The sequence below is a fragment of the Streptomyces sp. NPDC028289 genome (genome assembly GCF_055565975.1).
The window spans coordinates 895834-908075 of the sequence record NZ_JBVHTI010000001.1; the positions used below are offsets into that span (position 1 = coordinate 895834).

Genomic DNA, 12242 nt, shown 5'->3' on the forward strand with positions numbered 1-12242 from the left:
CTCCTGTGCCCCCCAAGTCCCTTCCGTTGCAAGGCAGTCCGGGTGCCGTAGCCCTGGGTCCAGGGTATGGCCCAGGCCTTACACGTGGCCACCCCGGTACGGTCAATCACAGGCACGGAACTCGCTGCCCGGCCACCGCTTCGCGGCCGGATGCGGCCACGGCCTAAGGTCGTCCGGTGACGAACAGCAGCGCGACGCGTTCCCACGACCTCGACGGCATACGTCCGGCGCCGGAGTCCCCGGCGTGGCCGGCCCGGCTGCGCCGGTTCGGTTACGCCGGGCCTCCGCGCACCGGCACCCGCACGGGCCCGCCCGCCGGTGTCCGGGAACGCCTGGTCCCGCCCTTCCCCGAGCCCACCGCCCGGCTCTGGCAGTTCCTGGGCCTCGGCCCAACCCGGGCGCGGCGGCTCGCGAGGGCGACGGAGTGGCTGGGGCCACTGCTCGTCGCCGTCCTGGCCGGCGTCCTGCGTTTCTGGCACCTCGGCCGGCCGCGGGACCTCATCTTCGACGAGACGTACTACGCCAAGGACGCCTGGGCACTGCTGCACCTCGGTTACGAGGGCACCTGGCCGGACCGCAAGATCGCCGACCCGCAGATCCTGGCGCACCCCCAGGTGATCTCGCTCTCGGACACCGGCTCCTTCGTCGCGCACCCGCCGACCGGCAAGTGGGTGATCGCCATCGGCGAGTGGCTGTTCGGCCTCGACCCGGTCGGCTGGCGCTTCATGACGGCGGCCCTGGGCACCCTGTCGGTGTTCATGCTGTGCCGGATCGGCCGCCGCCTGTTCCGTTCGACGTTCCTGGGCTGCCTGGCCGGGGTGCTGATGGCGATCGACGGCCTGCACCTGGTGATGAGCCGCACCGCGCTGCTCGACCTCGTCGTCATGTTCTTCGTGCTGGCGGCGTTCGGCTGCCTGCTGATCGACCGGGACCGGTTCCGGGCCCGGCTGGCGGCAGCGCTGCCGGCCGACGCGGCGGGCCGGGTGCGCCCGGACGCGGACACCGGCGACCGGGCCGGGACGGGCCGGCGGCCCTGGCGCCTCGCGGCCGGCGTGCTGCTCGGCCTCGCGTCCTCGACGAAGTGGAACGGCCTGTACGTCCTGGTGTTCTTCGTGGTCCTGACGCTGCTGTGGGACGTCGGCGCCCGCCGCGTCGCCGGGGCCCGCCACCCGTACCGGGCGGTCCTGCGCCGGGACCTCGGCCGGTCGGTCCTCTCCCTCGTCCCGACCGCGCTCCTGACGTACCTGCTCTCCTGGACCGGCTGGTTCCTGTCCGACGACGGCTGGGGCCGGCACTGGGCGGACGGCCGCGGCGGCACCTGGTCGTGGATACCGGCCCCGCTGCGCAGCTTCTGGCACTACGAGTACCTGGTGTACCAGTTCAACGTGGGCCTGCACACGCCGCACAAGTACCAGTCCAACCCGTGGAGCTGGCTGGTCCTCGGCCGTCCCGTGCTGTTCGCCTACGACTCCCCGCAGCCCGGCCAGGACGGCTGCTCCACCGCGACCGCCTGCACCCGCACGGTCCTCGCCCTCGGCACCCCGATGCTGTGGTGGTCGGCCTGCTTCGCCCTCGCCTACCTGCTCTACCGGTGGGCCCTGCGCCGCGACTGGCGGGCCGGTGCGATCCTCTGCGCGGTGGCGGCCGGTTACCTCCCCTGGTTCCTGTACCAGGACCGTACGGTGTTCTCCTTCTACGCCGTGGTCTTCGTGCCGTACCTGTGCCTGGCCGTGGCGATGATGATCGGGGCCCTGCTCGGGCCGCCGGGTGCGACGGAGCGGCGGCGGCTGCGGGGCGCGGTGGCGGCCGGGGTGCTGGTGCTCCTCATCGCCTGGAACTTCGTCTACTTCTACCCGATCTACACCGGGCAGACGATTCCCTACAGCGGCTGGCAGTCCAGGATGTGGCTCGACACCTGGATCTGAGGCCCGGGCCGGCTGCGGCGCTCAGCGCAGTGCGGCGGCCTCGCCCGTGCGGACGGCGCGCAGGACGCGGTCGACGGTCTCCTGCTTCTCGCCGACGGGTGCCGTGTAGCCGATGACCTCGCGCACGGCCTCGTCGCCGAGGGTCCGGGAGATCACCCAGGCGCCGAGGTACTGCGAGGCCATGCAGCCGCCGGCCGTGGCGATGTTCCCCTCGCTGTGGAACGGCGCGTCCAGCACGGTGACCCCGCGGGCCTCGACGAAGGGCCGGCTGACCGTGTCCGTGCACGCGGGCCTGCCGTCCAGCAGACCGAGCCGGGCCAGCACCAGGGCGCCGGAGCACTGTGCGCCGATCAGCTGGCGCCCGGGGTCGAGCGGCAGCCGGGAGACCAGCCGGTCGTCGGCGACGACGTCCCGGGTCCGCACCCCGCTGCCGACCAGCACGACGTCGGCCTCGGCCACGAACTCTAGCGGCCGCTGCCCGGTCACCTCGACGCCGTTCATGGACGTGACGACGGGGGTGGGCGTCGTGATGAACGCCTCCAGCCCGTTCTTGCGGCACCGGTTGACGAGCGCGGCGGCGATGAAGGAGTCCAGCTCGTTGAACCCGTCGAAGGTGACCACGGCTACCTGCATCGCCACTCCCCACTCCCTGCTCCACCGGTCCGGCACCGGCTGCCCACTCTACGGGCTCCGCCACGGCCGCCGCGGTGCCGTGACCCGGCCGGTCAGCGGTGGGCCGTGGCCGTGGGGCTGGGCTCCGGGCCCTCCGCGCGCAGCGAGCGGTGGCCGTGGGCGGGAGTGGGGCCGGGGGTGGGTGTGCCCGCCGCCTCGGTCACCGGCTTCCCGGCGTGGTGCCGGGGCACGACGTCCTGGGGGAAGGTCAGCTGCCCGTTCATCCACTTCAGGGCGGCGGGCATCTCCCGTACCCAGGTGGGGAAGTTGTGGCTGCCGTTCTCGGGGAGGATGGAGACGACCCGCATGGGCGCCTTGACGGCCTTGATGAAGGCCTCGGTCTGCGCGTAGCCCTTCTCACCGTGCTTGCTGTTGGCGACCAGGACCGACACCTGGGGCGCGGGCAGGTGCTTCAGGCGCCACATCAGGTCGTGGCCGTCGATCCGGGCCTGGCGGCCGGGACCGCTGCCGAAGAGGTTGCCCGTGGTGGGGTCGTCCTTGACCCGGTAGTCGGGCGACAGGGCGGCGGCCGTGGTGTAGACGCCGGGGTCGCGCATCGTGAGCTGAAGGGCGCAACTGCCGCCGGACGAGTACCCCATGACGCCCCAGGAGCTGGCGTCGTGGCCGGCCCGGTAGACGGACTTGACGGCGTCCGGGAGGTCCTTGGCCAGGAACGTCTCGGTCTGCGGTCCGCCGGGGACGTCCACGCACTCGGTGTCGCGCGGCGGGGCGATGGTGGGCCGGATCATCACGATGATCGTCGGCTGCATCTGGCCCTTGCGCTGGAGTTCGCCCGCGGTCTGGGAGACCCGCAGGTGCTGGGCGAGGTTGTAGATGCTGCCCGGGTAGCCGCTGAGCGCGACGATCACCGGGAACCGCATGCGGTGGTACGCCTTCTGGAAGTACTGCGGCGGGAGGTAGACGAAGGCCGGGTCGACCACGCCGGTGCGCCGGCCGATGATCTTCACGGACTCCACCCGGCCGACGGTCGCCGCCGGCCCGTCGGGCAATCCGCTGACCCTGCTCAGCTGCTGGTCCCCGGCGGGCTGCACGAGCGACGCCCCGTGGACGCTGCTTATGCCGTTCACCGAGCCGCCGCCGTTCCCGCCGGCCGCCTGGGTCACGCCGACCGGAGCGGTGTCGACGTTCCCGAACAGCTCGTTCCAGGAGCCGAAGAACTGGTACGACGAGTTCACCGCGCAGGCGAACGCCGCGACGATCGTCACCTGTGTCACCGCGACGGCCCCGAGCCGCCCCAGCACCTGCCACAGCCCCGGCCTGGCGAGCCGCGGCCACAGCCAGACCAGCAGCGCCACACACAGGGCGGACAGCGCCGCCAGCGCGTATACGGTCGTTCGACTGGTCAAACCCATGTCACTCAGTCCCTGTTTTCCCTGCCCGTGCTCCGTTGCTTCCGCACAGGAGGAGGGCGGAAGAGCCTTCCGCGTTCCGTAACGAGGGATTCAGGAAGAAGACATGACCTGTTACGCCATGTCGGGCAACGGGGCCGCCGCCGCGGAGTGACGGACGTCATTGACACACCGATCACCGAAGGTTGTCATGAACACATGCAACTGACCGGGCGCCGAGCGCTGCTCGACGCCGCCCGGGGCCAGGCGGCGGCCCGCCCCGGACTGCTCCTCCACGGTCCCGCCGGCATCGGCAAGTCCGCGCTCGTGGCGGCCCTCGCGGCGGACCCGGCCGCCGGGACCGTCCTGCACTGCTCGCCCGCCGAGGCGGACGCCCGGCTGCCCTTCGCCGGGCTCGTCGACCTGTTCGCGCGGGTCCCGGACAGCCACCTGGAGAACCTGCCGCCGGAGCCCCGGGCGGCGCTACGGGCGGCCCTGCTGCGCGGCGGCGGACCGGCGGACGACCGCGGCCTGCTCGCCGTGCGCGTCGCCGTCCTCGACGCACTGCGCGCCCTGGCCGCCGCGGGTCCCGTCCTGCTGGTCGTCGACGGCCTGCAGTGGCTCGACGGGCCGACCGCCGAGGTCCTCGCCTTCGCCGTACGCCGGCTCGACGACCCCGGAGTCCGGATGCTCGCCGCCGAGCGGGTGCCGGACGGCGGCCGGCCCGAGCGGCTGCACTGCTGCCCGCCGGGCACCGTCGAACTCCCGGTGCCGCCCCTGACGGACGGCGAGACCGCCCACCTGGTCCGCACCGACCTCGGCGCCGACCTGCCCCCGGCGCTGCTCCGGGCGATCCAGCGGACCGCCGCCGGAAACCCTTACTACGCACGGGAGTTGGGACGCGCCGCCCGGACCGCCCCGCCGTCCGCCGGGTTCGGCACGCTGCCGCCGGTGCCCCCGGGGCTGCGCACCCGCCTGCTGGAGCGGGCCCGTGCACTGCCGGAGCCGGTGCGGCGCACCCTCCTCGTCGCGAGCGCCGCCGCCCGCCCCAGCCTCACCCTGCTGCGCGCCGCCGGGCTCCCGGATCCGGCCGCGGACCTCGCGGAGGCGGAACGGCTCGGCATCGCGACGGCCGACGCCGACGGGGTCGTACGTTTCCACCACCCCGTGCTGCGGGCGGCCGTGCACGCCGACGCCTCCGAGCACGGGCGGCGGCAGGCGCACGCGCTGCTGCTCCGCGCGGTGCCCGAGCCGGTGGAGCGGGCCCGCCATCTCGCGCTCGCCCACCCGTACGAGGACGAGGACACGGCCCGCACCCTGATGGCGGCGGCCGGCTCCGCGCGCCACGACGGCGCCCCCGGCACCGCCTTCGAACTGGCCGCCCTCGCCGCCCGCCGCACCCCGGCCGCCCACCCGGCGGAACGTGCCGAACGGCTGCTGGCCGCAGCCGAGTACGCCTGCGACGCCGGGCGCACCGAGGAGGCGGCCGAGGCCGCCGGGGCCGTACTCGCCCGGTCCGGCTCGGCGGCACAGCGGGTGCAGGCCCGGCTGGTGCTGCTGCGCGGCGCCGGGCAGGCGCTGGAGGGCGCCGAGGACCTGATCGCGGACGGCCTGCGCGACGCGGCCGGCGATCCGCGCTCCGAGGCCCGGCTGCACCACTGGGCCGCCGTCCGGGGCCTGCTGTGCGGGGAGTTGACCGAGGCGGCCGCGCACGCCCGGCGGGCGGCCGCGGCGGGCGACACCGGGACCAGAATCGACGCGCTCGCCACCCTGGCCCGGGTGCAGTCCCTGGCCGGCGACCCGGCCAGCGCCGACGCCGCCCTGACAGAGGCCCTGTCCCTGCTGGCAGCACCCCGAAGGGGCGCGGGGCCGTATCCGATATGCGGCTGCCACCGCGTGGGCGCGACCAGCCCCAACGACGCCGCACCCGAAGTCCACCCGGGCCCGGCAGCGCCCCAAAGGGGCGCGGGGCCCTATCCGATATGCGGCTGCCACCGCGTGGGCGCGACCAGCCACGACGGCGCCGCAGTCGAAGTCCACCCGGACCCAGCAGCACCCTCCAGGGGCGCGGGGCCCTATCCGATATGCGGCTGCCGCCGCGTGCGCGCAGCCGACCACGACGGCGCCGCAGTCGACACACAGCACGTCGCGGCGCTCCCAGCGGAGCGCTTCGGCGGCCCGGAGAGCAGGCGGCTGATCCGGATGCGGGCGATCCTCGCCCTGGACTCCGACCGGGTGACCGAGGCCCGCGACCAGGTCGTCGCGCTACTCGCCGCGACCGGCGAACCGGCGGGAGCCGAGGAGACCGTCGCGACCCTGGTGGCGCTGACCCGGATCCAGGTGCGCGCCGGGCACTGCCGGGAGGCGCTGCGCACCGCGGCCCGCTGCTCGCGCGCCCTGGCCGAGGCGGCTCCGGCGCTCTACGCGGCGGCCCTCGCCGCGACCACCGGCGGCACCCCCGAAGAGGCCCGGCAGCTGGCCGCACGGGCGGTCCGCGCCTCGGAGGCCGACGGCGACCGGCTGTTCCTGCTGCGCGCCCTCGCCGTCCTCGGGCAGGCCGAACTCCTCGGCGGCGATCCGCGCGGGGCGGCGGCCGCCGTCGAGGCGCTGCAACGCGTCAAGGAACTCGGCGAGGCCATGTGCGCCGCCGACCCGCCGCTGCTGCACTGGTACGGCGACCTGGCCGAGGCCCTGGTCGTGCTCGGCGAGACGGAGGCGGCCGGGGCGGTGCTCCACGACGCCCGCGCCCGGGTGCCGGACGGGGCGCCCGGCAGCGTCCTGGCGGCGCTGGACCGGGCGGAGGGGCTGCGCGAGGCGGGGATCGGCCGGGCCCGGGAGGGCGCGGTACGGCTGCGTACCGCCGTCGACCGGCTGCGCCCGCTGCCGCTCCCCGTCGAACTGGTACGCACCCTGATCGCGCTCGGCGCGGTCGAGCGCCGCGCCCGCCGCCGGAACGCGGCCCGCGCAGCCCTCGCCGAGGCCCTGGAGACGGCGACCCGGATCGGCGCGGCCCCGCTCGCGGCCCGGGCGAGGGACGAACTGGCCCGGCTGGCGGCCGGGGAACGCGGCGGCGAGGCGGGCGCGGCCGGGCCCGACCTCACGCCCACGGAGGCGAGGATCGCCGAACTGGTCGGCGGCGGGGCGACCAACAGGGAGGTCGCCGCAGAGCTGTTCATCAGTGTCAAGACGGTCGAGGGCGCGCTGTCCCGGGTCTACCGCAAGGTCGGTGTCCGCTCCCGCACCGCGCTGGCGCACGCGATGGCGGTCGCCGTCATCGCCGCCGGCGCGGCGGTGGACACCGGCGACGACGACCAACCCGCACCCACCGCACAGTCGGTGACGGTAAATCAGACCGCGCGGGCCCGGCTCCCCCGTCCGCTCGACACACGCCGTTGACGTGACATGGGCAGTTAACACAGAACGCAAGGGTTCCCCCGCTTACGGGGGTGGGACCGGAGTTCCTACGGTGATCCCGTTCCGCTTCCGGAACACTCCCCACCCCCCACCCTCCGGAGGAACTTCGGTGAAGTCACGCCTGAAACTGCTCGGTCTGGTCGCCGCGCCGGCGCTGATCACGGCGGTCGTCCCCGCCGCCTACGCGGCCGACGCCCCGCACACCGCCCGTGCCGCCGTCGCCGGGGACGTCCTGCCCGGCCTGAAGCACGACGCGTCCCGCACCGGCGAGGTCGCCTCGGGCAAGCGCATATCGGTGGCGATCAGCCTGACGCCCCGAGGCGGCAGCGCCCTCGACACCTTCATCGCGAAGGTCAGCGACCCGCACTCGGCCGCCTACGGCCACTACCTGACGAAGGGCCAGTTCGCGGCCCGGTTCGGCCGGACCGACGCCGAGGTCAGGCAGCTCAAGGACTACCTGCGGGCGCAGGGCGTCACCGTCGGCAAGGTGCACTCCGGCAACCTGCTGGTCGACGCCAGCGGCACCGCCGCCCAGCTGCAGAAGGCGTTCGGCACCCGGCTGTCGACCTGGAAGGACGCCGCGACGGGCCGCTCCTTCTACGCCAACGACAGCGCGCCGACGCTCCCGTCCTCCCTCGCCGCCATCGTCAGCGACGTGGCCGGCCTCAACAACCGCGTCCAGCTGCACCACCAGGCGACCCCGCACACCGTCTCCCCGCACAACGGCCCCGGCGGCGGCTACACCCCGGCCCAGCTCAAGGGCGGCTACAACGTCTCCGGCACGTACACCGGCAGCGGCCAGAAGATCGCGCTGCTGGAGTTCGACGGCTTCCAGCAGTCCAACATCACCAAGTACGACACCAACTACAGCCTCGGCTCGCCCACCCCGACCGTGTCCAAGGTCGACGGCGGCTCCGGTGCGCTCGGCGACGGCCAGGTCGAGGTCGAGCTGGACATCGAGGTCCTGCACGCGATCGCCCCGAAGGCGAACGTGACGGTCTTCGAGGGCCCCAACTCGGACGCCGGCGAGGTAGACACGTACCAGGCCATCGTCGACAGCGGCATCCCGACCACCTCGATCAGCTGGGGCGCGGCCGAGTCCGCCCGCACCACCTCCAACATCAACGCGGTGGACGCGGTCTTCAAGGCGGGCGCCGCCGAGGGCCTCGGCTTCTACGCGGCCTCCGGTGACGACGGCTCCGACGACGCGGGCGACGGCGGCACCTCCGTCGACTACCCGGCCAGCGACCCGTACGTCACGGGCGTCGGCGGCACCAAGCTGACCGTCACCTCCGCCAACGCCTTCAGCAAGGAGGTGGCCTGGTCCGGCGGCGGTGGCGGCAAGTCCTCCGTCTTCAAGATCCCGAGCTGGCAGACGGCCGTCCAGAAGAGCGCGGGCGGCGGCTACCGCCAGGTCCCGGACGTCTCGGCGCACGCCAACCCGAGCCCCGGTGTCTCCATCTACTCGCAGGGCTCCTGGTCCTCGGTCGGCGGCACCAGCGCCGCGGCCCCCGAGTGGGCGGCGTTCGCGGCCCTCTACAACCAGCAGGCCGCGGCGGCCGGCAAGGCCAACCTCGGCTTCGCCAACCCCGCCCTCTACGCGGCGAGCGGCACCGGGTTCCACGACATCACCAGCGGCAGCAACGGCGCCTACTCCGCGGCCACCGGCTGGGACTTCACCACCGGCTGGGGCTCGTACAACGCCTCGACGCTGGCGACGAAGCTCCTCGGCTGACGCCACCCGCCGAACGGCGAACCGCCCCCGCGTGGACCGGGACCACTTCCCGGCCCACGCGGGGGCAGCCGTTCTCCCCTGACGCCGTTCTCACCGGACGTCGACGAAGTCGCCGGCCGCCGTGGCCGGACCGGTGGTGGCGGTACCGGCGAAGACGAACCGGAAGTACCCGTCGGTCTTGGCCTTGGTGGTGGTCCGCAGGGCTCCGGCGCTGCCGCTGGTGACGGTCCTCAGGGTGGTGTAGGTGCTGCTGCCCTTCTTGCGGAACTGCAGCTTGACGGACTGCCCCTGGTAGCCGGTGTAGCTGCCGCTCTCCCAGTTCGCCCGGCTCAGTTTGCCGGTGACGGTGACGGTTCTGCCCTTCTTCACCGGCTCGGGCGAGGCGTTCACCGTCACCTTGGCCAGCCGCTTGACCCGGGCCGTGCCGGCCTCGTCGATCTCCGTCCAGTCGTCGGTGCGGTCCTGGGCCCCGGCGAGCACCTTCCAGGTACCGGCGAGACCGTTGTGGTCGAGGTCCCGCGCGGCGTCCACGGCGATGCTCACCGCGCAGGTGGAGGTGGTGGGGTCGGTGGCCGACACCGTGCACGTGCCCGTCGGCGGGTACTGCGGCAGCATGCCGTCCTCGTCGTCGGTGTTCGGGCCGTGCCACAGGTAGGCCCAGGAGGCGACGACGCCGTCCGGGTCCGTGGCCGTCCAGGTGATGGTGACGGTCTTCTTGGTGGTGAGGCCGAGGACGATGTCCTTGCCGCCGTTGACGACGACGTGCGAGAACACCGTGTCACTGGGCGCGGCCCGGTCCGCCGCCTGGGCGGCTGCCGGGAGCACCGACGCGGTCAGGGCGGAGAGGCCGGTGGCAAGGGATACGGCGGCGACGGCCGGGCGGATGCGCATGGGATCCCCCTTCGGGATCGACGGCTCGCCGCCTCCGTACGGCGAGTCCTGATGCTGTGTCACGTCTGCTGGACATGTGAAGGACCGCCATGGTTGCCCCGTTGTTCCCACTGTGTTCACAGCGGGCGGCCGGGTGCCACCGCTCTTTCGGGGATCAGGATCTGCGCAGGACGCGGTTGGCCCCCGCCACGACCGTGGACGCGAGGACCCAGCCCACGCTGACCAGGACGACCACCACCCACTGCATGGCGCCGTGGGAGCTGTACGACCGCTCCTGCCCGAAGTCGACCACCGGAAGCAGCAGGTCGAGGGTGTACACGGCCGGCTGGAAGTCCGGGGGTGTGCCGTCGCCGTAGGGCAGCGGCGGCCAGGTCGCGAACAGCACGGTGCCGACGGTGAAGAAGACGGCGAGCAGCAGCACCGCGCGCAGCGGCCGGTAGCCGTAGCCGACGGTGAGGTCCTGCAGGAGGCTCCAGATCCGGGCGGGCCAGGCCAGGGTGGCCCGCCTGCGGCGCTGTTTGGCGAGCAGAACGAGGCGGGCGTCGGCGTCCCGGCCGTGGCGCCGGTAGTTGGCGGCCAGTTGCTCGTAGGGCTGCGGTGCGAAGCCGGCCGGGTCGCGGTCGAGCCAGGTCAGCCGACGGCGCCCGGGCAGTGCCGGCTTGGTGCTGTCGTAGGCGAGGCCCTCCAGGACCAGCGAGCGGGGCCAGCCGGCCGGGGCGTCGCGGAGCACGCCGACCCGGGTGTGGCTGAGGTCGACGATGCCGTGCGGTGCCTCGCGGGGCTTCAGGGTCAGCTCGGCGGCCGCGGACCGCCGGCAGATCAGGGCCCGCTCCCCCGCCGGGACGTCCAGCAGGGCGTTCTCGAAACAGAGCCTGGCCCGTACGGTGATGCTGCTGAGGGAGATCCGGCCGTGTGCGGTCAGCCCGTCGCAGCAGTTGAACTCCGCCCCCACCTCTATGCCGTTGGCCCGCAGGGCGGCGGCCCCGGCGCGGCCGGTCAGCTCGGCGCCCTCGAAGAGGGCCGAGCCGCCGACCCGGGCGTCGCAGAGGTCCACGGTGCCCTGCGAGACGAAGCCGTCCCGGCAGTCGAGGTCGCCGCCGACGTGCAGCCGGTGGGCCCTGAGCGCGGTGCCGGCCGGATGGTGCAGCCGGGCCCGCCGCAGCACGACGCTGCCCCGCACCGAGGTGTCGCGCATGTCGACGCTCCCCCGCACGGCGAGCCCCGAGCCGGCCTGTATGTCGCCGCCGACCGATGCGCAGAGCAGCTGCAGGGCGGGTTCTGCGCCCTGCGCGTCCGGGCCGGTGAGGGTGGCGTCCTCCAGGTGCAGCGAACCGCCCACCGAGGCGCCGTAGAGGTTGATCCCCCCGTCGCTGGAGAACCCCCGGTCGAGGTAGAGGCCGCCGCCCACGGTCAGTTCGGGAGCCTGGAGGCAGGCCCGGTCGCCCTGGAGCCGGGCACCGCGGAAGCCGAGGGTGTCCTGCACCCGGGAGCTCATGAGCCGGACGGGGCCGGTGCACACCAGGCCGGTCGCCGAGAAGTGTTCCTCGACGGCGAGCGACTGCGCGTCGACGGCCGCGGTGCCGTCGGGCGCGTGCACCGTCGAGCGGTCGAGCAGCAGATGCGTACCGACGGTCAGGGAGCGGAGGTTCAGGGTGCCGTCGAAGGCGCAGCCCACGAACTCGCACTCCTGGCCCACCCGCGCCCCGGCCGCGCTCAGCCCCGGCAGGGCGCAGTCCTTCAGCTGCAGCACACCGAACTGCCCGCCGTCGAAGCAGGGCACGTCGTCGAAGCGGCAGGAGTCGAGACGGATCGCGCCCCGGACGGCCGCCTCTGCCAGATCCAGGGTGCCGGTGATCCGGGCACCGCGGAGCCGGAGCCGGGCCAGCCGCCCGGGCACGGGGCGCGGCGCGGCGACCAGCAGCCACCGCAGGGCCTCGGCCCGCACCACCGGCACGTCCTCGCACCACTCGCCCCGCCGGTACGCCTCCCACAGCCGACGCTCGTGCGCCTCCCAGCCGTCCGGCGGGCCGTCGTCCGACACCCTGTGATCCCCCTCCACACGTCCCCGCACACGGCTGCGAAGCAGGACGTTGCTACCCGAGGGGGAGGGAGATCACGCCTGCGAACCGCTGCGGCGGCAAGGGCCGTTGGGTCCGCGCGGGCCTCACCGCCATCTCGCACCGCCGTGGCCGCCGCGGTCGTCCGCGGGTCCGTGGGGGCTGGTCGCGCAGTTCCCCGCGCCCCTTCCGGGCGCTG

At 74.1% G+C, this 12242-nt stretch carries 7 protein-coding genes; 3 read left to right on the plus strand and 4 right to left on the minus strand.

Annotated features, from left to right (window positions below):
• Positions 1 to 176: 176 nt before the first annotated feature.
• Complete coding sequence (locus tag ACZ4UV_RS03960; protein WP_467835718.1) at positions 177 to 1925, plus strand: dolichyl-phosphate-mannose--protein mannosyltransferase; 1749 nt, start codon at positions 177 to 179, stop codon at positions 1923 to 1925.
• A 21-nt stretch (positions 1926 to 1946) separates the two neighbouring features.
• Here ACZ4UV_RS03960 and ACZ4UV_RS03965 read toward each other — a convergent pair whose 3' ends face one another.
• Both ACZ4UV_RS03965 and ACZ4UV_RS03970 read right to left on the minus strand, forming a co-directional pair.
• Positions 1947 to 2558, minus strand: a complete 612-nt coding sequence (locus ACZ4UV_RS03965) for a DJ-1/PfpI family protein (protein WP_390045478.1) — start codon at positions 2556 to 2558, stop codon at positions 1947 to 1949.
• Between the two features lie 92 nt (positions 2559 to 2650).
• Complete coding sequence (locus tag ACZ4UV_RS03970) at positions 2651 to 3970, minus strand: alpha/beta hydrolase (RefSeq protein ID WP_451019585.1); 1320 nt, start codon at positions 3968 to 3970, stop codon at positions 2651 to 2653.
• 195 nt (positions 3971 to 4165) lie between these two features.
• On the opposite strand from ACZ4UV_RS03970, the gene ACZ4UV_RS03975 reads away from it, so the two are divergent.
• Together ACZ4UV_RS03975 and ACZ4UV_RS03980 are read left to right on the plus strand one after the other, a co-directional pair.
• Entirely contained in the window at positions 4166 to 7342 is a 3177-nt protein-coding gene (locus ACZ4UV_RS03975) for a helix-turn-helix transcriptional regulator (RefSeq protein WP_467835720.1), read from the plus strand.
• Between the two features lie 127 nt (positions 7343 to 7469).
• Entirely contained in the window at positions 7470 to 9095 is a 1626-nt protein-coding gene (locus tag ACZ4UV_RS03980; protein ID WP_451019583.1) for a S53 family peptidase, read from the plus strand.
• 90 nt (positions 9096 to 9185) lie between these two features.
• Here the strand turns inward: ACZ4UV_RS03980 and ACZ4UV_RS03985 are convergent, their stop codons facing one another.
• On the minus strand, positions 9186 to 9986 hold the full coding sequence (locus ACZ4UV_RS03985; RefSeq protein ID WP_451019582.1) for a hypothetical protein: 801 nt from the start codon (positions 9984 to 9986) through the stop codon (positions 9186 to 9188).
• A 154-nt stretch (positions 9987 to 10140) separates the two neighbouring features.
• Positions 10141 to 12027, minus strand: coding sequence for a hypothetical protein (locus ACZ4UV_RS03990; protein ID WP_467835722.1), 1887 nt, complete (start codon positions 12025 to 12027; stop codon positions 10141 to 10143).
• Positions 12028 to 12242 lie beyond the last annotated feature (215 nt).

What these genes read in the sequence shown, in the direction of transcription:
- ACZ4UV_RS03965 (WP_390045478.1), bottom strand. Translation starts at nt 2,558, where the DNA reads ATGCAGGTAGCCGTGGTCACCTTCGACGGGTTCAACGAGCTGGACTCC.
- ACZ4UV_RS03985 (WP_451019582.1), bottom strand. Translation starts at nt 9,986, where the DNA reads ATGCGCATCCGCCCGGCCGTCGCCGCCGTATCCCTTGCCACCGGCCTC.
- ACZ4UV_RS03970 (WP_451019585.1), bottom strand. Translation starts at nt 3,970, where the DNA reads ATGGGTTTGACCAGTCGAACGACCGTATACGCGCTGGCGGCGCTGTCC.
- ACZ4UV_RS03975 (WP_467835720.1), top strand. Translation starts at nt 4,166, where the DNA reads ATGCAACTGACCGGGCGCCGAGCGCTGCTCGACGCCGCCCGGGGCCAG.